Genomic DNA, 18,923 nt, shown 5'->3' on the forward strand with positions numbered 1-18,923 from the left:
TCGATCAAGGCAATTTAGAAGCAGCCACGTGCTGCAACAAATTGGCCACAGAGACTTCCATCACATCGGTGAAAGGCTTGGGATACAAACCCATGTAAAGCACCGCAATGGCCAACAATGCCATGACAGTGAATTCACGTGCGTTGATGTCAGTCAGTTCTTTCACGTGATCGTTGGTGACAGGACCCAGGTAGACGCGTTTGAACATCCACAAGGTGTAAGCGGCACCAAAAATCAAGGCCGAGGCAGCCAACAGGCCCACCACGAAGTCAAACTTCACGGCACCCAAAATGACCATCCACTCGCCTACGAAACCGGCTGTGCCTGGCAAACCGCAGTTGGCCATGGAGAACAACAAGGCAAAGGCTGCAAACTTGGGCATGGTGTTGACCACGCCGCCGTAGCTGGCAATTTCACGCGAGTGCACGCGGTCATACAGCACGCCAATGGACAAGAACATGGCGGCAGATACAAAGCCGTGCGCAATCATTTGCACCAATCCACCCGACACACCCAGCGGATTGAAGATGAAGAAACCCAAGGTGACAAAGCCCATGTGTGCCACCGATGAATAAGCCACCAGCTTTTTCATGTCTTGTTGCACCATGGCCACCAAGCCCACATAGATCACCGCCACCAAGGACAAGACGATCATGAAGGTGGCCCACTCGCGCGCAGCGTCGGGGGCAATGGGCATGGAGAATCGCAAGAAGCCGTAGGCACCCAGTTTCAACATGATGGCCGCCAACACGGCAGAGCCACCTGTAGGTGCTTCAACGTGCACATCAGGCAACCAGGTGTGGACTGGCCACATGGGCACCTTGACCGCAAAGGCTGCGAAGAACGCGAAGAACAAGAAGTTTTGCGCCGTAGCCGACAAAGGCAGTTTGTGCCATGCCGCAATGTCAAAGCTGCCACCCGACTGGGTGTACAAGTAAATCAAGGCGATCAATGTGAGGAGTGAGCCCAACAAGGTGTACAAGAAGAACTTGAACGCTGCATAGATTTTGTTCGGGCCGCCCCAAATACCAATGATCAAGTACATTGGAATGAGCGTGGCCTCAAAGAACACATAGAACAGCAAGCCGTCTAATGCTGAAAACACGCCAATCATCAAACCAGACAAGATGAGGAACGCGGCCATGTACTGGTTCACTTTGCGCGTGATCACTTCCCAACCCGCAATCACCACAATCACATTGATGAAGGCAGTGAGGATGACGAACCACACAGAAATGCCGTCAACACCCAAATGGTAGTTGACGTTGAAGCGCTCAATCCAAGACGCTTTTTCGACAAACTGCATGGCAGCTGTGTCAAGTTTGAAGCCACTGTACAAAGGCAGTGTGATCAGGAAACTGATGACCGATCCGACAAGGGCCAACCAGCGCACAGCCGGAGCTTGTTCATCACGACCCAAAGCCAGTAAAACAAGACCGAACGCGATAGGCGTCCAGATGGCAAGGCTCAACAAATTCATTTTGATGCTTCCTTATTTGTTGAGCCAGACGAAGTACGTCATGAGCAAGAAAATACCCAAGATCATCACCAAGGCGTAGTGGTAGAGGTAGCCCGATTGCAGCTTGCGGGTCCAGGCTGAAACCATGCCCACCAGCTTCCAAGAGCCGTTGACAAGCAAGCCGTCGATCAAGGTGCGATCGCCAACTTTCCAAAGTCCATTGCCCAAGGCGCGTGCACCGCGGGCCAAAACGTTTTCGTTGAACCAGTCCATGAAGTACTTGTTCTCAAGAATGACCACCAAGGGACGCAGCGCACGGCCAATGGCGGCTGGCACTGCGGGGTTGATCAAGTACATGTACCAAGACACCACCACACCGGCCAAAGCCAGCCAGAACGGCGCAGTGGTCACAGCGTGCAATGCCATGGCCACGGGGCCGTGGAAGGCATCTGCCAATTCATGCATCACGTGGTGCTTGTCGCCGTCCACAAAGATCGCGTCTTTGAAGAACTCGCCAAACAGCATGGTGTCGATGGTCATGTAACCAATGACCACAGAAGGAATGGCCAACAAAATCAGGGGCACTGTGACCACCCAAGGTGACTCGTGCGGACCATGATCATCGTGACCATGGTCGTCATGGTGATCATCATGGTGACCATGATGTGCATCAGGGTTCTGGTCATAGCGCTCTTTGCCATGGAACACCAAGAAGTACATGCGGAAGGAATAGAACGCTGTGACGAAGACACCTGCCAGCACCGCAAAGTGCGCAAAGCCAGCCGCAGGCAAATGGCTTTCGGCCACGGCTTCAATGATGCTGTCTTTGGAATAGAAGCCAGAGAAGAAAGGCGTGCCGATCAAAGCCAAAGAACCAAGCAAAGACGTGATCCATGTGATGGGCATGTACTTGCGCACGCCGCCCATGTAGCGAATGTCTTGGTTGTGGTGCATGCCCATGATGACCGAGCCTGCGCCTAAGAACAACAAAGCTTTGAAGAAGGCGTGCGTCATGAGGTGGAACACGGCCACTGAGTAAGCCGAAGCACCCAAAGCCACTGTCATGTAACCCAATTGCGAGAGTGTGGAGTAAGCCACCACGCGCTTGATGTCGTTTTGAATGATGCCCAAGAAACCCATGAACAAGGCCGTGATGGCACCAATCACCATGATGAAGTTCAAGGCAGTTTCAGACAACTCAAACAAGGGTGACATGCGCGCCACCATGAAGATACCCGCCGTCACCATGGTCGCTGCGTGAATCAACGCAGAAATAGGTGTAGGACCTTCCATGGAGTCTGGCAACCAAACGTGCAAGGGGAACTGAGCTGATTTGCCCATGGCACCAATGAACAAGCAGATGCAAATGACGGTGATCAGCATCCAAGAAGTGCCAGGCAATGTGAGCGCGCTGAGGTCAGCGGCTTTGGCAAAGGCTTCTGTGTAATTCAGCGTGCCTGCAAATGCAGCAATGAGGCCAATGCCCAAGATGAAACCGAAGTCACCCACACGATTGACCAAGAAGGCCTTCATGTTGGCAAAAATGGCGGTGGGTTTGTTGAACCAGAAACCAATCAACAAATAAGACACCAAGCCCACAGCTTCCCAACCGAAGAACAGTTGCAGCATGTTGTTGCTCATGACCAGCATCAACATCGAGAAAGTGAACAATGAGATGTAGGCGAAGAAACGGTTGTAGCCCTCGTCTTCTTCCATGTAACCGATGGTGTACAAGTGAACCATCAGCGATACGAAAGTGACGACGCACATCATCATGGCGGTGAGGCCATCGACCATGAAGCCCACTTCCATTTTGAGACCCCCAACGGCCATCCAGGTGTAGAGGGTTTCGTTAAAGCGTGCACCGTCCACCGCCACACTCTTCAAAGTGGAAGCGGACAAGATGAAAGCAATCAACACGCCCAAAATGGTGAGCGTGTGTGTCAGGCGACGACCAATCCAGTTACCACCGAATTGCGTTCCCAAAATACCAGCCAGCGCCGAGCCCACCAGAGGGGCCAATGGCACTGCAAGCAGCGTTGAAGCGTTGAGGGTTTGGCTCATGTTCTTTTAACCTCTTAACCCTTGAGCGAATTGAGCTCGTCCACATTGATGCTGTTCTTGTTGCGGAACAAGAGCACCAAAATGGCCAAACCAATGGCGGACTCGGCTGCTGCCACTGTGAGGATGAAGAAGACGAACACTTGTCCGTGCATGTCACCCAAGAAGTGAGAGAAAGCCACAAAATTCATATTGACCGCCAAGAGCATCAACTCAATGGCCATCAACAACACGATCAGGTTCTTACGGTTCAAAAAGATACCGATCACCGACAGGGCAAACAGCATGGCGCCCAGCGACAAATAGTGTCCAAGTGTCAATGTCATTATTTGGTCTCCTTGGAAGCATCGGCCAAAGCGGGGGCTTCGGGTGCTTCAGGTGCTTTTGGCGCTTCGCCAACTTTGACGGCATCCATCTTGACCACGACCAAACGGTCTTTGGCGCGCACATGAACTTGTTCAGAAGCACTGATGGCTTTGCTGTCTTTGCGTTGACGCAATGTGAGGGCAATGGCGGCAATCATGGCCACCAACAAAATAGAAGCTGCCACTTGAATCGGCATGAGGTACTCGGTGTACAACAAGATACCCAAGGCCTTGGAGTTGGAGATTTGGGGGGCTAACTGCCCGACCGCCATGGCCACTTTGGGCGCTTCAGAAGAGCGGAAACCACTCATCAAAACGCCAGCCATTTCAAGCGCAACCAAAGCACCCAATGATGCTGCCAAAGGGAAATGCTTCCAGAAGCCTTGTCGCAAAGTGTCCAAGTTGATGTCCAGCATCATCACCACAAACAAGAACAGCACCATCACGGCACCCAAGTAAACCAAGACCAAAGTCATGGCCAAGAACTCGGCTTGCAAGAGCAACCACAAACCCGAGGCTTGTGAAAATGCGAGCATCAGGTACAACACAGCATGCACTGGGTTGCGCGCAGTCACAACGCGGAAGGCTGCAAACATCAGCACCACCGAGAAGAGATAAAAGAAACCAGTTTTGACGTCCATGGGTTGTCGCTTGTTAGTTTTGTAAATTCAGTCGATCAACGGTACTTGGCATCTGCTGCTTTAGAAGCCGCAATGTCTTTCTCATAGCGATCGCCCACTGCCAGGAGCATCTCTTTGGTGTAGTGCAGATCGCCGCGCTTTTCGCCGTGGTATTCCAGAATGGAAGTTTCCACAATAGAGTCGACGGGACAACTTTCTTCGCAGAAACCGCAGAAGATGCACTTGGTCAAATCGATGTCGTAACGTGTGGTGCGGCGTGAGCCATCCGCACGCACGTCGGATTCAATGGTGATGGCCATGGCGGGGCAAACGGCCTCGCACAGTTTGCATGCGATGCAACGCTCTTCACCGTTTTCATAACGGCGCAAGGCATGCAAACCCCGGAAACGAGGTGACAAAGGTGTCTTCTCTTCAGGGAACTGAAGGGTCACCTTGCGACGGAATGCATAACGACCCGTTAAGGCCATGCCCTTGACCAACTCAAACAGCATGAAGCTCTTGAGAAAGTCTTTGAGCGAAAAATTGGATACAGCCACTGTAGACATGTCTTAACCCGGTTATTTCCAAATGTTCCAAGGCGAGTGCAACCACACGCCCACAATCAACAGCCACACCAACGTGACTGGGATGAAAATTTTCCAACCCAAACGCATGATCTGGTCATAACGGAAGCGCGGGAAAGTGGCGCGAATCCAAATGAACATCGAGACCACGATGAAGGTTTTGATGCCCAACCAAATCCAACCTGGGATGAGGTTGAAAACAGTGCTGTCAATGGGCGACATCCAGCCGCCCAAGAACATGATGACGGCCAAGATGGACACCAGCCACATGCTGGCGTATTCGGCCAAGAAGAAGATGGCAAAACCCATGCCGGAGTACTCCACCATGTGACCGGCCACAATCTCGGCCTCCCCTTCCACCACGTCAAACGGGTGGCGGTTGGTTTCGGCCACACCAGAGATCAGGTAGACCATAAAAATAGGGAACAAAGGCAACCAGTTCCACGACAAGAAGTTCAGGCCCATGTTGGCCATCTCGCCTTTGCCTTGACCCAGCACAATTTCTGTGAGGTTCATGCTACCCGTGACCATGATGACCACCAAGAAACAGAAGCCCATGGCAATTTCGTAGCTGACCATTTGCGCAGAAGCGCGCAAGGCACCTAAAAAGGCGTACTTGGAGTTGGAGGCCCAACCCGCAATGATCACGCCATAAACCTCGATGGAGGTGATGGCCATGACGAGCAGCAAACCTGCATTCAAATTGGTCAATGCAACTTCAGGGCCAAAAGGAATAGCCACCCATGCGGCAAGAGCCGGCATGATGGCCATGATGGGACCCAAGCGGAACAAACCAGGCGCCACAGCAGATGGCGTGATGATCTCTTTGGTGAGAAGCTTCAAAGCATCTGCAATAGGCTGCAACAAACCAAATGGACCCACGCGGTTGGGTCCCATGCGAACTTGCATGAAACCGAGCAACTTGCGCTCCCACAAAGTGAGGTAAGCCACAGCACCCATCAGGGGGGCCAACACCGCCACAATTTTGATCAAGATCCACAAGACGGGCCAGACCATGGCAGCCCACCAAGTGGCGGAGATGGCGTTCAGGCCACCGTTGTACAGAGCGTCGATCATGCGTGCACTCCTTCAGCAACAGCCTTGGCATTTCTAGCATCTGCTGTCAATTGCAAAGAAGGTGCGCGGCGCACCAAGCTGTCGAGTTGATAAATAGATGCCACGCAAGGTGTGTCTACATCACCTGCCATGCGAACCTCAGAACCACAAGCATTGCTGAGGTTCAAGGGTGTGGCGCTGATTTGTTTCAACACATCTTGTGAAGTTTCAAAAGCCAACTGTGGCAAGCCGAGCATGTTGGCCAAGACGCGCAATACTTTCCAAGCAGGACGGGTTTCGGCCAAAGGCTTCACCACGGCATGGAAACTTTGCAAGCGCCCTTCTGCATTGACAAAACTGCCAGACGTTTCCGTGAACGGTGCGATGGGCAGCAACACGTCTGAGAAAGCCATGTTGGTTTTGAACGGGCTGAGTGTGACCACCATTTGCATGGCGGCCAAAGCAGCAACGGCTTTGGCACCCGCAGCAGAGTCCTCAACAGGCTCAGTGTTGAGCAACAAAGCTGCTTTCAAACCACCAGCCAACATTTGTGCAGCATTCAAGCCACCAGACTGTGGCTGGGCTTTGGCCCACTGCGCACCCACGGTATTGGCAGCTTCTGTGAGGTAACCGAAAGTGGCGCCTGTTTGTGCCGCTATCCATTGGGCCAAGCTGAGCAAGCTTGTAGCGTTGGCATGGTGTGCAGCGGCGTTGCCCAGCAAAATGGCTTTGCGTTCACCGCCAAGCAAGGACGTGGCGATGGCTTTGGCTGCTGGTGTGATTTGACCGGCAACAGGGGCAGCAACGCCCTTTTCTGCCGCAACGACCGCAGCCACATTGGCCAAGCTTTGTGCCCACGCACTGGCTTCTTGCACATCGGCGTTTGCAATCGGCATGGCCCATGCATCCGCAGCGTTGAACAAGGCTGGAGAAGTAATGGCATTGACTTGCGCGCCATTTCGCTGTGCTTGACGAATGCGCTGCGCAAACAGCGGATGGTCTTTGCGCAAGTTGCTGCCCACCACCAACACACGTTGGAGTTGCGACAAGCTGGCAATGGAAGTACCCAAATAGCGCACACCTTCTGCTTTGGCAAACTCAGCATTGCGCAAACGGTAGTCGATGTTGTCAGAACCCAAAGAACGAACCAGGGTGCTGGCCAAATGCAATTCTTCAAGGGTACTGTGAGGGCTGACCAATGCACCGATGCTGCTGGCACCGTGGTCTTTGCTGATTTGGTTCAAGCCGTTGGCCACATATTCCAATGCAGTTTGCCAGTCGACTTCTTTCCACTCACCACCCTGTTTGATCATGGGGGCGCGCAGACGGTCGGCACTGTTCAAGGCTTCGTAAGAGAAGCGATCGCGGTCGGCAATCCAGCACTCGTTGACGTCTTCGTTTTCCAAAGGCACCACGCGGAGCACTTCGTTGTTCTTCACTTGCACCACCAAGTTGGCACCCGATGAATCGTGCGGCGCAACTGATTTGCGACGTGACAACTCCCACGTACGGGCACTGTAACGGAAAGGCTTGCTGGTGAGCGCACCCACGGGGCAAATGTCAATCATGTTGCCGGAGAGTTCCGAGTCAACCGATTGGCCCACGAAGGTTTCAATTTCTGCATGTTCACCACGGTGTGACATGCCCAGCTCCATGACGCCAGCCACTTCTTGACCGAAGCGAACGCACCGTGTGCAGTGAATGCAACGGCTCATCTCTTGCATGCTGATGAGCGGGCCCACATCTTTGTGGAACACCACACGTTTTTCTTCTTCGTAGCGTGACTTGCTGCCACCATAACCCACAGCCAAGTCTTGTAACTGACACTCGCCGCCTTGGTCGCAGATGGGGCAATCGAGGGGGTGATTGATGAGCAAGAATTCCATCACAGACTCTTGCGCTTTGATGGCTTTGTCTGACTTGGTGCGCACAATCATGCCTTGCGTGACGGGGGTCGCGCAAGCGGGCATGGGCTTGGGTGCTTTTTCCACATCGACCAAGCACATGCGGCAGTTGGCCGCAATGCTCAATTTCTTGTGATAGCAGAAGTGAGGAATGTAAGTACCGGCCTTTTCTGCGGCATGCATGACCATGCTGCCTTCTAAGACCTCAACTTTTTTACCGTCTAGTTCAATTTCAACCATGGTGATCTGCCGTCTCAAACGTAAGCGGGGACCATGCAGGTCTTGTGCTCAACGTGGTACTCAAATTCGTGACGGAAATGTTTGATCATTCCGCGCACAGGCATGGCGGCGGCATCACCCAAAGCGCAAATGGTGCGTCCTTGAATGTTGTCAGCCACCGAGTTCAACAGGTCGAGGTCGCTTGCACGGCCGTGACCATTTTCGATGCGATCCACCATGCGCCACAACCAACCTGTACCTTCTCGGCAAGGGGTGCATTGGCCACATGATTCGTGGGAGTAGAAATAAGACAAACGCTGCAAAGACTTGACCATGCAACGCGTGTCGTCCATGACGATGACCGCGCCAGAACCCAGCATGGAGCCGGCTTTGGCAATCGAGTCATAGTCCATGGTGACGTCCATCATGATGTTGGCGGGCAACACAGGCGCAGACGAACCGCCAGGAATGACGGCTTTCAACTGACGTCCACCGCGCATGCCACCTGCCAACTCCAAGAGTTTGGCAAAGGAAGTGCCCAGGGGAATTTCGTAATTGCCAGGACGCTCAACGTCGCCACTGATCGAGAAAATCTTGGTGCCGCCGTTGTTGGGCTTGCCGCATTCCAAATACGCCTGACCCCCATTGCGAATGATCCAGGGAACCGCTGCAAAGGTTTCGGTGTTGTTGATGGTGGTGGGCTTGCCGTACAAACCGAAGCTAGCGGGGAATGGCGGCTTGAAGCGCGGTTGGCCTTTTTTGCCTTCCAAAGACTCAAGCAATGCGGTTTCTTCACCGCAGATGTAAGCACCGAAACCATGGGATGCATGCAACTGGAAGTTGAAGCTGCTGCCCATGATCTTGTCACCCAGATAGCCTGCTGCGCGCGCTTCTTCTAAAGCCGCTTCAAAGCGTTCGTAGGTTTGGAAAATTTCGCCGTGGATGTAGTTGTAACCCACGTTGATGCCCATCGCATAAGCCGCAATGGCCATGCCTTCAATCACAATGTGGGGATTGAATTGCATGATGTCGCGGTCTTTGCAAGTACCCGGCTCGCCTTCGTCCGAATTGCAAACCAGATACTTTTGACCCGGGAACTGACGGGGCATGAAGCTCCACTTCAGACCTGTAGGGAAACCAGCACCACCACGGCCGCGCAAGGCAGACTCTTTGACAGTGGCAATGACTTGGTCTTGCGTCAGGCCTTCGCCGCCATCTTTGCCCAAGATTTTGCGCAGGGCTTGGTAACCACCGCGCGCTTCGTAATCTTTGAGGCTCCAGTTAGCGCCATTCAAACCCGCCATGATTTGCGGGTTGATGTGACGCTCGTGGAAAGAGGTTTCCACGCCTGTGGCCGCAAAGCGCGACAACAACTGATTCAAATCAGCGCTCATGCTGCGCCTCCAGATTTTTGCAAGGTATCGACCAACTCATCGAGCTTTTCGTTGCTCATGAAACTGCACATGGTGCGATCGTTGACAAGCAACACAGGCGCATCAGCGCAAGCGCCCTGGCACTCGCTGGGCTGCAACGTGATGAGGCCATCCGGCGTTGTTTCACCCGACTGAATGCCCAAACGTTTTTGTAAATGGACCAAGGCTTGTTGGCCGCCACGCAACTGGCAAGGCAAATTGGTGCAAACGTTCAGTTTGAACTTGCCCAATTTTTGCTGGTTGTACATGTTGTAAAAAGTGGTGACTTCGTGCACAGCCATGGGCGCCATGCCCAGGTAGTCGGCCACCACTTTTTCGCTCTCAGGGCTGACCCAACCGAGCTCTTGTTGCACGATGGACAAGCAGGCCATGACGGCAGACTGCTTTTGATCGGCAGGAAATTTGGCCACTTCGCGTGCGAAGCGGGCTTTGGTCGCATCAGAGATCATCGGTCAATCTCTCCAAACACAATGTCCATGGTTCCAATAATGGCCACTGCGTCGGCCAACATGTGGCCACGGGCCATTTCATCAAGGGTCGCCAGATGGGCATAGCCCGGGGCACGGATTTTCAAGCGGTAAGGTTTGTTGGCACCGTCGCTGACGAGGTAGATACCAAACTCACCTTTAGGGTGCTCAACGGCCGCATAGGCTTGGCCTTCGGGCACGCGGAAACCTTCTGTGAAAAGTTTGAAGTGGTGAATCAAACCTTCCATGTTGGTCTTCATGGACTCACGTGATGGCGGTGCCACCTTGTGGTTGTCGGTAATGACGGGGCCTGGGTTGACGCGCAACCACTTGATACATTGCTGAATGATGCTGTTGGATTCGCGCATTTCTTGCATGCGAACCAAGTAGCGGTCGTAGCTGTCGCCTGTTTTGCCCACAGGCACATCAAACTCAACTTTGTCATAGGCATCGTAGGGCTGCGTTTTACGCAAATCCCAAGCAATGCCCGAGCCGCGCAACATCGGACCTGTCATGCCCAAGTTCAGAGCGCGCTCTGGGGACACAACACCAATGCCAACGGTACGCTGCTTCCAAATGCGGTTGTCGGTGAGCAATGTCTCGTACTCGTCGATGCACTTGGGGAAACGGTTGGTGAAATCTTCAATGAAGTCGAGCAATGAACCTTGGCGATTCACATTCAATTCGGCAATGGCTTTGGCATTGCGAATTTTGTTGACTTGGTATTGCGCCATAGTGTCTGGCAAGTCGCGGTACACACCACCTGGACGGAAGTACGCCGCGTGCATGCGCGCACCAGAGACCGCCTCGTACATGTCGAACAAGTCTTCACGTTCACGGAATGCGTAAATCAAAACGGTAGAGCTGCCGCAATCGTTGGCGTGCGAACCCAACCACATGAGGTGGTTGAGCAAGCGCGTAATTTCGGAGAACATCACACGGATGTACTGCGCGCGTTCGGGCACTTCAATGCCCAACAATTTTTCAATGGCCAAGCAGTACGCATGCTCGTTGGACATCATGGACACATAGTCCAAGCGGTCCATGTAGGGCAAGGACTGAATGTAGGTTTTGCTTTCGGCCAACTTTTCAGTAGCACGGTGCAACAAGCCAATGTGCGGATCAGCACGCTGTACGACCTCACCATCCATCTCAAGCACCAAACGCAAAACGCCGTGTGCCGCAGGGTGCTGCGGGCCAAAGTTCAAGGTGTAGTTTTTAATTTCTGCCATGTTGATTCACACGAGCGCCAAGCGCTCAGTGCAGACCTCCGTATTTCTCTTCGCGAATGATGCGCGGTGTGATTTCGCGAGGCTCGATCGAAACGGGCTCGTACACAACACGTGCACGCTCTGCGTCGTAACGCATTTCGACATGACCTGAGACAGGAAAGTCTTTGCGAAAAGGATGGCCGATGAAGCCGTAGTCGGTGAGAATGCGGCGCAAATCGATGTGGCCATCGAACACAATGCCGTACAAGTCGAAGGCTTCACGCTCGTACCAGTTGGCAGCGTTCCACAGGTGCATGACCGAATCAACCAAGGGCAAGTCATCTTCTGGGCAACGCACCATGACACGCACACGCTGGTTCAGGGAGACGGACAGCAAGTGCACCACCACACCAAAACGAGGACCCTCATCCCCTACTTCGCGGTAGGTGGAATAGTCCATGCCGCACAGGTCCATGAGTTGTTCAAATTGGCACAAAGGCGCATCGCGCAATGTTTGCATGACCGCAAGGTAATTGGCGGCGCTCACATGCACTGTGACCTCGCCCAAAGCCAAATCGACATGCTCGACTTGCTCGCCCAAGACTTGCGTCAAATTTTGTTGAAGTTGTTCGGGATGAATTGAAAAAGTCATGGTGCTTCTTTCAAACCCGCGCAATGGTTTGCGTGCGGCGAATCTTTTGCTGCAACTGGATGATGCCGTAGATCAGGGCTTCCGCAGTAGGTGGGCAGCCTGGTACATAAACGTCCACAGGCACAATGCGATCGCATCCGCGAACCACTGAATAGCTGTAGTGGTAGTAGCCACCGCCGTTGGCGCAAGAGCCCATGGAGATGACCCAACGGGGCTCGGACATTTGGTCGTAAACCTTGCGCAAAGCAGGTGCCATTTTGTTGGTGAGCGTGCCTGCCACAATCATCAAATCACTTTGACGAGGACTGGCACGGAACACTTCAGCACCAAAGCGCGCCAAGTCGTAGCGTGCCGTGGCAGCGTGCATCATTTCAACCGCGCAACATGCCAAGCCAAAAGTCATGGGCCACAAAGAACCCGTCTTGGCCCAGTTCACCACAGAGTCATAGCTCGTGGTGATGAAGCCTTCTTTCATCACGCCTTCAATCATTGTTCACATCCTTGTTGAAGCACAAAGTCAAACGGGATCATTCCCAATCCAGGGCGCCTTTTTTCCACTCGTAGACAAAGCCCACAACCAGAATGGCGAGAAAAATTACGACAGCGACAAAGCCTGCCACACCCACTTCCTTCAAGGCCACGGCCCAAGGAAACAAGAAAGCAATTTCGAGGTCAAACAAAATGAACAAGATCGCCACCAAGTAGTAGCGAACGTCAAATTTCATGCGGGCGTCTTCGAAGGCTTCAAAGCCGCATTCGTAAGGGGAGTTTTTGGCAGCGTCTGGACGGTTGGGGCCTAAGATGTACCCCAAGACCTGAGGCAGTACGCCGACGGCGACTCCCACCAAGATGAACAACAAGATGGGGAGATACTGGTCAAGGTTGGTCATGGACTTCTACTCACTTGTGAAACGCTGGGTGATCACACCCAGCGACTCTCTGTGTTGGTGCCGTCGGCGAGACTCGAACTCGCACAGCTTTCGCCACTACCCCCTCAAGATAGCGTGTCTACCAATTTCACCACGACGGCGGTTATTTTTGCTCTGATGGCGTGAGGCACCTACAAGTAGGTTTTGGCTCTCAGAACAACTCGTAGTTTACCCCTAAACAGGGTTCATCTTTCGGGGTAAACGCCGAAATTTATGACGCGCATCAAGAAGACCACAAGTGCGCAAAAACCAAGAGATTTCTTACTTCGAACTTGCAGGTGCAGGTGCACCGGAAGTTACTGGTGCGTTACCTGGAATTTGTGACGCTGTGCTGTTGTCTACAGGTGCTGCGGGAGCCACGACTGCGGCGCCTTCCAACACACTGCCAGACGCTGCGGGGCGAAGGTTACCAAAGTAGGCCAACATCAGTGTGCTTGTGAAAAACACAGCGGCCAAAACAGCCGTGGTGCGTGACAAGAAATTGGCACCACCCGATGCACCAAACAAGCTGCCAGAACTGCCGCTGCCAAACGCGGCACCCATGTCGGCACCTTTGCCATGTTGCACCAAAATCAAACCAATCATGGCCAAGGCCGACAACATCTGTACAGCCAAAATTACGGTGATCATTGCATTCATGCTTTGCTCCAAATCTAAATGTCTACTGTCGTACGTTCAAGAGGGCTTAAGCACTCACTGAACCTGCGGCCATGATGGCCAAAAAGTCGGGCGCCTTGAGGGCGGCACCGCCAATCAAGCCACCGTCAATGTCGGGTTGTGCCAGCAACTGTGCGGCATTGGCGGCATTCATGCTGCCGCCATACAAAATAGAAATACGGTCTGAATGTGACGTTGCCGCTTTCAGTTGCGCACGCAACACGGCGTGAACCTCTTGCGCTTGTTCAGGCGATGCCGTTCGACCCGTTCCGATGGCCCACACGGGCTCATAAGCCACCACGATTTCACTGATGCAATGACCGTTGGTGTGAATGACGGCAGCCAATTGGCGCTTCACCACTTCTTCGGTTTTGCCAGCTTCGCGATCCGCCAAAGTTTCTCCCACGCACACAATGGGCGTGATGCCAGCCGACAAAGCGCGCTGCGCTTTGAGGGCCACCGTGGCATCCGACTCTGCGTGGTATTGACGGCGCTCCGAATGACCCACGATGGCATAGCGCACCGAAAAATCATTCAACATGCCAGCAGAGATTTCGCCGGTAAAGGCACCCACCTCTTGCGCTGACACATCTTGCGCGCCCAAGGCGACGAGGGTTTGACCCGAAAGAATGGTTTGCACCTGCGCCAAATAAGCAGCAGGCACACACACAGCAGCTTGGCAATTCATGCCTTTGCTGCCATCAAGCACTGCTTGCAACAAAGAAGCGTTGGCAGCCAAACTGCCATTCATCTTCCAGTTGCCTGCAATGAGCTTTTTCTTCATGGTCTTCCCCTCTTCTGCCTTGGTGTTTGATCACTCAGACTGCGCAGGCGCAGCAGGACGATCGATCAAGGCTTTCATGGACAATTTCACGCGGCCTTTTTCGTCGGTCTCGAGCACTTTGACTTTAACGATCTGACCTTCTTGCAAATAGTCAGACACTTTTTCAACGCGCTCGTGGGCGATTTGGCTGATGTGCAACAAGCCATCTTTGCCTGGCAACAAATTGATCAATGCACCGAAGTCCAACAACTTGGTGACGGGGCCTTCGTAGACTTTGCCGATTTCAACTTCAGCAGTGATCTGCTCAATGCGGCGTTTGGCTTCATCAGCCTTGGCGCCATCGGCAGCAGCGATGGTGATCGTGCCGTCTTCATTGATGTTGATCTGTGTACCGGTTTCTTCGGTCAACGCACGGATGGTGGCGCCGCCCTTGCCGATCACATCGCGAATTTTCTCGGGATTGATCTTCATGGTGAAGAGCTTGGGTGCGAAGTTGGACACTTCGGTTTTGGCTTCGCTCATGGCGTCTTGCATCTTGCCCAAGATGTGCATGCGCGCTTCTTTGGCTTGTGCCAAGGCCACTTGCATGATCTCTTTGGTAATGCCTTGGATTTTGATGTCCATCTGCAAAGCCGTCACGCCGTTGGTGGTACCGGCCACTTTAAAGTCCATGTCACCCAAATGATCTTCGTCGCCCAAGATGTCGGTCAACACAGCAAAGCGGTTGGCGTCTTTGATCAGGCCCATGGCAATACCTGCCACGTGCGCTTTCATGGGCACACCAGCGTCCATCAAGGACAAGCAGCCACCGCACACAGAAGCCATGGAAGAAGAACCATTGGACTCTGTAATTTCAGATACCACACGCATGGTGTAGGGGAACTCTTCTTTGGTAGGCAAAACAGCAGCCAAGGCACGCTTGGCCAAACGTCCATGACCAATTTCACGACGTTTTGTAGAACCCATGCGGCCCACTTCGCCAGTGGCAAAGGGAGGCATGTTGTAGTGCAACATGAAGCGGTCTTCGTACTCACCGGCCAATGCGTCAATGCGTTGTGCATCGCGCTCTGTACCCAAAGTGGCGATCACCAAGGCTTGTGTTTCGCCGCGTGTGAAAAGTGTAGAACCGTGAGTCCGTGGCAACACGGAGTTGCGGATTTCGATAGGACGCACGGTGCGTGTGTCTCGGCCGTCGATGCGGGGCTCGCCTGCCAAGATTTGACTGCGAACGATGTTGGCTTCGATGTCAAACAACATGCCTTCAACTTTGACGCTGTCGAACTCGACGCCTTCAGCCTTGAGGCCTTCCATGGTGGCGGCATAGGTTTCGCGGCAAGCTTGTGTGCGGCTTTGTTTGTTGCGAATTTGGTAAGCAGCGCGCAGTTTTTCTTCAGCGTGAGCTTTGACCTTGGCAATCAGGGTTTCGTCCTTGGCGGGCGCAGTCCAATCCCAAGCTGGTTTGCCAGCATCGCGCACCAATTCGTGAATGGCGTTGATCGCAATGTTGCCTTGCTCATGGCCAAACACCACAGCGCCCAACATGATCTCTTCAGACAATTGTTGCGCTTCAGATTCCACCATCAACACGGCAGCTTCAGTACCGGCAACGACCAAGTCCATCTGGCTGTCTTTGCGTTGTGTTTGACCAGGGTTCAACACGTATTCGCCGTTGATGTAACCCACGCGCGCAGCGCCGATGGGGCCATTGAATGGCACGCCAGAAATTGACAATGCAGCGCTCACAGCGATCAAAGCTGCAATGTCGGCATCGACTTCAGGGTTCAAAGAAACGGTGTGCACCACAACGTGCACGTCGTTGTAGAAACCTTCTGGAAACAGAGGGCGAATAGGACGGTCGATCAAACGGCTGGTGAGGGTCTCCAACTCGCTGGGCTTGGCTTCTCGCTTGAAGAAGCTGCCAGGAATCTTGCCGGCTGCGTATGCTTTCTCAATGTAGTCCACGGTCAAGGGGAAAAAATCTTGACCGGCTTTCGAATTTTTGGAAGCCACCACTGTGGCCAAAACCACGGTGTCTTCAATGTTGACCAGCACAGCGCCGGAAGCTTGGCGAGCAATTTCGCCGGTTTCCATGATGACCTTGTGTTGGCCCCATTGGAAGGTTTTTGTCACTTTGTTAAAAATGGACATGTTCAATAACTCCAGAAAATCACAGTGCAAACGGCTGCACTGAAAAGCCTAGATATTTGCAGTCTGAACTCGATGCCATTCCATGAATGATCTGCTTTGAAACACAGATGATTGATGGAATGACACAGCGCGGGTTCGGTCTGAAAACGTCTTTTTAGAAAATTAAAGTAGAAAGCGCCTGAGCTAGCGGGCTAACTCAGGCGCTTGTCATCTTTCGATACGCTTATTTGCGCAGGCCAAGTTTGGCGATCAGAGCAACATAGCGGTCAGCGTCTTTGGACTTCAAGTAGTCCAACAATTTACGACGACGGCTCACCATGCGCAACAAACCGCGGCGACCGTGGTGGTCTTTGGCGTGTGTTTTGAAGTGAGGTGTCAACTCGTTGATGCGAGCTGTCAGCAAAGCCACTTGGACTTCGGGGCTACCAGTGTCATTGGCAGCGCGGGCATTGGCCTTAACGACCTCTGCCTTGATGGAGGATGCAATCATTTTTCTTCCTTGTTTTCGTTAGGCATTCACATTGCTAGGCAACATGAACAACAAAACGAGGTTTTATAACTTGCGCAAGCGGTTTGGAATCAACTGCTGCGTGCGATCTTGGCCTTGCAAATCCCCAAAGGGGTCTGCTTGGCAAAGCCTCGGAATTATAACCATAGCCACCTGCCTAAACCACCCCCTCCGGCCATACTGGCTTTAAATACAGGTATCAATGCTGATTTTCAGCCCAAAATGGCGTCTTATGGACAAAATCAGAATCGACAAATGGCTGTGGGCTGCCCGGTTTTACAAGACGCGTTCCCTGGCCACAGACGAAATTGGCAAGGGCCGAGTCGAAATCAATGGCCAAACGGCCAAAGCCTCCCGCGAGGTCAAAGTTGGCGACATCGTCAGCACTCGACAAGGCGACATCACCCGAACACTCAGGGTTCTCGGCCTCAGCGACCAGCGGGGCCCCGCACCCATGGCCCAAACTTTGTACGAGGAAACGCCTGAAAGCATTGCCCTCAGAGAAAAAACCAGCATTCAAAGGCGCTTGGCCCGCGAGCCCGCACTGAGCATCGAGCAAGGCCGCCCCACCAAGCGCAATCGCCGAGAATTGGAAAAAGCCAAGGGCGTGGGCTGGAACGACCGCTGGAGCGCTTCGGTCGATTTCGATTGAAAGCGATGCTTCGTGGCTCCAAGTGACGCCTAAGTGCCAGTTTGAGAAGTTAACAGGGGTTTTCACCCTCCCCCAGCCTTCGCCTCCCCCCTACAGTGTGGTCACCCTTTAACCCGTAGGAGACCCTCAATGAAGTTTTCTGGCACCGCAGCCCCAAGCACGCGCCGACTCAGCCTGCGCATTTTGTACGCTTTGAGCTTGGCAGCCCCTCTTGGCCTTGGTCTATTGAGCAGCACCTCAGCCTCTGCACAAGCCTATCCCAACCGGCCGATTCGCTTGGTGGTGACATTCCCAACGGGTGGCGCACCCGACATTTTGGCGCGCCTGTTCAGCGAAAAAGCGCAACTGGGACAGCCCGTGGTGATCGACAACAAACCTGGCGCAGGCGGCAACATTGGTAGCGACATCGTGGCCAAATCTGCTGGCGACGGCTACACCCTTGTGATGGGCACTGTAGGTACGCATTCGATCAATGGCTCCCTTTACGAAAAGATGCCCTACGACATGGTGAAAAACTTTTCACCCATTTCCTTGATTGCGTCTGCCCCCAATTTGCTGGTGGTCAACAACGACCTGCCTGTTAAAACTGTGAACGAGCTGATTGCCTACATGAAGGCCAATCCGAACAAGCTGTCGTTTGGCTCGCCTGGCATTGGTACCTCGGTGCACATGTCTGGCGAATTGTTCAAGTCCATGACTGGCACCAGCATGACGCACGTGCCCTACAAAGGCCGCCAATTTTTCTTGCCCGATTTGTTGGGTGGCAGCATTCAGTTGGTGTTTGACAACATGCCATCGGCCTTGCCCATGGCCAAAGAAGGCAAGATCCGCGCAATTGCGCAAACCACAGCCAAGCGCTCGCCTGCAGCACCAGACGTTCCCACGGTTGCAGAGTCATTGCCTGGCTTTGAAGCCACCACTTGGTTTGCCATGTTTGCACCCGCCAATACGCCCAAACCCATCATCGACAAATTGAATGCCGAGGTGGTTCGCGTCTTTAAATTGCCAGAAGTGACTGAGCGTTTAAAAACATTGGGACTTGACCCTGTGTTGTCGACACCCGATGAACTGGGCAAATACCAAGCCAGTGAAATCGTGAAGTGGACCAAAGTGGTCAAAGAGTCAGGTGCCAAGGCTGAATAAAAACGCCGCAAGCATTCACGAAATTTTGATCTTGATACTGTCCACCTGAATTTTTACTTCCTCTATTTTTG

General features: G+C 53.1%; 19 protein-coding genes and 1 tRNA gene. 2 read left to right on the forward strand and 18 right to left on the reverse strand.

Annotated features, from left to right (window positions below; genetic code table 11):
• Positions 1–4 precede the first annotated feature (4 nt).
• The 18 genes from B9Z46_RS02485 to rpsO form a co-directional block, all read right to left on the reverse strand.
• Entirely contained in the window at positions 5–1,480 is a 1,476-nt protein-coding gene (locus B9Z46_RS02485; protein ID WP_055360345.1) for an NADH-quinone oxidoreductase subunit M, read from the reverse strand.
• 12 nt (positions 1,481–1,492) lie between these two features.
• Positions 1,493–3,523: an NADH-quinone oxidoreductase subunit L gene (gene nuoL / locus B9Z46_RS02490; RefSeq protein WP_108254412.1), complete on the reverse strand. Its 2,031-nt coding sequence runs from the start codon at positions 3,521–3,523 to the stop codon at positions 1,493–1,495.
• 14 nt (positions 3,524–3,537) lie between these two features.
• Positions 3,538–3,846, reverse strand: a complete 309-nt coding sequence (gene nuoK / locus B9Z46_RS02495; protein ID WP_055360343.1) for an NADH-quinone oxidoreductase subunit NuoK — start codon at positions 3,844–3,846, stop codon at positions 3,538–3,540.
• Entirely contained in the window at positions 3,846–4,526 is a 681-nt protein-coding gene (locus B9Z46_RS02500) for an NADH-quinone oxidoreductase subunit J (RefSeq protein ID WP_108254413.1), read from the reverse strand. The genes nuoK and B9Z46_RS02500 overlap by 1 nt, the downstream gene beginning before the upstream one ends.
• A 35-nt stretch (positions 4,527–4,561) precedes the next feature.
• On the reverse strand, positions 4,562–5,071 hold the full coding sequence (nuoI, locus tag B9Z46_RS02505; protein WP_055360341.1) for an NADH-quinone oxidoreductase subunit NuoI: 510 nt from the start codon (positions 5,069–5,071) through the stop codon (positions 4,562–4,564).
• Between the two features lie 12 nt (positions 5,072–5,083).
• Positions 5,084–6,166 (reverse strand): NADH-quinone oxidoreductase subunit NuoH, encoded by a 1,083-nt coding sequence (nuoH, locus tag B9Z46_RS02510; protein WP_108254414.1) that lies wholly within the window; start codon positions 6,164–6,166, stop codon positions 5,084–5,086.
• Positions 6,163–8,289: an NADH-quinone oxidoreductase subunit NuoG gene (gene nuoG / locus B9Z46_RS02515; RefSeq protein WP_108254415.1), complete on the reverse strand. Its 2,127-nt coding sequence runs from the start codon at positions 8,287–8,289 to the stop codon at positions 6,163–6,165. Before nuoG ends, nuoH begins: the two co-directional genes overlap by 4 nt.
• A 14-nt stretch (positions 8,290–8,303) precedes the next feature.
• Entirely contained in the window at positions 8,304–9,662 is a 1,359-nt protein-coding gene (gene nuoF, locus B9Z46_RS02520; protein ID WP_108254416.1) for an NADH-quinone oxidoreductase subunit NuoF, read from the reverse strand.
• Positions 9,659–10,150, reverse strand: coding sequence for an NADH-quinone oxidoreductase subunit NuoE (gene nuoE, locus B9Z46_RS02525; RefSeq protein WP_055360337.1), 492 nt, complete (start codon positions 10,148–10,150; stop codon positions 9,659–9,661). Before nuoE ends, nuoF begins: the two co-directional genes overlap by 4 nt.
• Positions 10,147–11,400 carry an NADH-quinone oxidoreductase subunit D gene (locus tag B9Z46_RS02530; protein ID WP_108254417.1) on the reverse strand — a complete coding sequence of 418 codons (1,254 nt, stop codon included), beginning with the start codon at positions 11,398–11,400 and terminating at the stop codon, positions 10,147–10,149. The genes nuoE and B9Z46_RS02530 overlap by 4 nt, the downstream gene beginning before the upstream one ends.
• Positions 11,401–11,425: 25 nt before the next feature.
• Complete coding sequence (locus tag B9Z46_RS02535; protein ID WP_055360335.1) at positions 11,426–12,031, reverse strand: NADH-quinone oxidoreductase subunit C; 606 nt, start codon at positions 12,029–12,031, stop codon at positions 11,426–11,428.
• A gap of 10 nt (positions 12,032–12,041) precedes the next feature.
• On the reverse strand, positions 12,042–12,521 hold the full coding sequence (locus B9Z46_RS02540) for an NADH-quinone oxidoreductase subunit B family protein (RefSeq protein WP_055360334.1): 480 nt from the start codon (positions 12,519–12,521) through the stop codon (positions 12,042–12,044).
• 37 nt (positions 12,522–12,558) lie between these two features.
• Positions 12,559–12,921, reverse strand: coding sequence for an NADH-quinone oxidoreductase subunit A (locus tag B9Z46_RS02545; RefSeq protein ID WP_055360333.1), 363 nt, complete (start codon positions 12,919–12,921; stop codon positions 12,559–12,561).
• 55 nt (positions 12,922–12,976) lie between these two features.
• A tRNA-Leu gene (locus tag B9Z46_RS02550) sits at positions 12,977–13,061 on the reverse strand.
• Between the two features lie 160 nt (positions 13,062–13,221).
• Complete coding sequence (secG, locus tag B9Z46_RS02555; RefSeq protein ID WP_108254835.1) at positions 13,222–13,599, reverse strand: preprotein translocase subunit SecG; 378 nt, start codon at positions 13,597–13,599, stop codon at positions 13,222–13,224.
• A gap of 46 nt (positions 13,600–13,645) precedes the next feature.
• Positions 13,646–14,401 (reverse strand): triose-phosphate isomerase, encoded by a 756-nt coding sequence (gene tpiA / locus B9Z46_RS02560; RefSeq protein ID WP_108254418.1) that lies wholly within the window; start codon positions 14,399–14,401, stop codon positions 13,646–13,648.
• Between the two features lie 30 nt (positions 14,402–14,431).
• Positions 14,432–16,549, reverse strand: a complete 2,118-nt coding sequence (gene pnp, locus B9Z46_RS02565) for a polyribonucleotide nucleotidyltransferase (protein WP_108254419.1) — start codon at positions 16,547–16,549, stop codon at positions 14,432–14,434.
• A 223-nt stretch (positions 16,550–16,772) separates the two neighbouring features.
• Positions 16,773–17,039 carry a 30S ribosomal protein S15 gene (gene rpsO, locus B9Z46_RS02570; protein ID WP_055360330.1) on the reverse strand — a complete coding sequence of 89 codons (267 nt, stop codon included), beginning with the start codon at positions 17,037–17,039 and terminating at the stop codon, positions 16,773–16,775.
• Positions 17,040–17,289: 250 nt separating this feature from the next.
• Between rpsO and B9Z46_RS02575 the strand changes: the two genes are divergently transcribed.
• Both B9Z46_RS02575 and B9Z46_RS02580 read left to right on the forward strand, forming a co-directional pair.
• Complete coding sequence (locus tag B9Z46_RS02575; RefSeq protein ID WP_108254420.1) at positions 17,290–17,709, forward strand: RNA-binding S4 domain-containing protein; 420 nt, start codon at positions 17,290–17,292, stop codon at positions 17,707–17,709.
• A gap of 129 nt (positions 17,710–17,838) precedes the next feature.
• Entirely contained in the window at positions 17,839–18,852 is a 1,014-nt protein-coding gene (locus tag B9Z46_RS02580; protein ID WP_055360328.1) for a tripartite tricarboxylate transporter substrate binding protein, read from the forward strand.
• Positions 18,853–18,923 lie beyond the last annotated feature (71 nt).

Origin of the sequence: Limnohabitans sp. Hippo4 (genome assembly GCF_003063605.1) — a bacterium.
In the GTDB taxonomy this organism is placed as follows: Bacteria; Pseudomonadota; Gammaproteobacteria; order Burkholderiales; family Burkholderiaceae_C; genus Limnohabitans_A.

Coding starts and splice junctions, on each gene's coding strand:
- B9Z46_RS02485 (WP_055360345.1), bottom strand. CDS start 1,480: ATGAATTTGTTGAGCCTTGCCATCTGGACGCCTATCGCGTTCGGTCTT.
- nuoL (WP_108254412.1), bottom strand. CDS start 3,523: ATGAGCCAAACCCTCAACGCTTCAACGCTGCTTGCAGTGCCATTGGCC.
- nuoK (WP_055360343.1), bottom strand. CDS start 3,846: ATGACATTGACACTTGGACACTATTTGTCGCTGGGCGCCATGCTGTTT.
- B9Z46_RS02500 (WP_108254413.1), bottom strand. CDS start 4,526: ATGGACGTCAAAACTGGTTTCTTTTATCTCTTCTCGGTGGTGCTGATG.
- nuoI (WP_055360341.1), bottom strand. CDS start 5,071: ATGTCTACAGTGGCTGTATCCAATTTTTCGCTCAAAGACTTTCTCAAG.
- nuoH (WP_108254414.1), bottom strand. CDS start 6,166: ATGATCGACGCTCTGTACAACGGTGGCCTGAACGCCATCTCCGCCACT.
- nuoG (WP_108254415.1), bottom strand. CDS start 8,289: ATGGTTGAAATTGAACTAGACGGTAAAAAAGTTGAGGTCTTAGAAGGC.
- nuoF (WP_108254416.1), bottom strand. CDS start 9,662: ATGAGCGCTGATTTGAATCAGTTGTTGTCGCGCTTTGCGGCCACAGGC.
- nuoE (WP_055360337.1), bottom strand. CDS start 10,150: ATGATCTCTGATGCGACCAAAGCCCGCTTCGCACGCGAAGTGGCCAAA.
- B9Z46_RS02530 (WP_108254417.1), bottom strand. CDS start 11,400: ATGGCAGAAATTAAAAACTACACCTTGAACTTTGGCCCGCAGCACCCT.
- B9Z46_RS02535 (WP_055360335.1), bottom strand. CDS start 12,031: ATGACTTTTTCAATTCATCCCGAACAACTTCAACAAAATTTGACGCAA.
- B9Z46_RS02540 (WP_055360334.1), bottom strand. CDS start 12,521: ATGATTGAAGGCGTGATGAAAGAAGGCTTCATCACCACGAGCTATGAC.
- B9Z46_RS02545 (WP_055360333.1), bottom strand. CDS start 12,921: ATGACCAACCTTGACCAGTATCTCCCCATCTTGTTGTTCATCTTGGTG.
- secG (WP_108254835.1), bottom strand. CDS start 13,599: ATGAATGCAATGATCACCGTAATTTTGGCTGTACAGATGTTGTCGGCC.
- tpiA (WP_108254418.1), bottom strand. CDS start 14,401: ATGAAGAAAAAGCTCATTGCAGGCAACTGGAAGATGAATGGCAGTTTG.
- pnp (WP_108254419.1), bottom strand. CDS start 16,549: ATGTCCATTTTTAACAAAGTGACAAAAACCTTCCAATGGGGCCAACAC.
- rpsO (WP_055360330.1), bottom strand. CDS start 17,039: ATGATTGCATCCTCCATCAAGGCAGAGGTCGTTAAGGCCAATGCCCGC.
- B9Z46_RS02575 (WP_108254420.1), top strand. CDS start 17,290: ATGGACAAAATCAGAATCGACAAATGGCTGTGGGCTGCCCGGTTTTAC.
- B9Z46_RS02580 (WP_055360328.1), top strand. CDS start 17,839: ATGAAGTTTTCTGGCACCGCAGCCCCAAGCACGCGCCGACTCAGCCTG.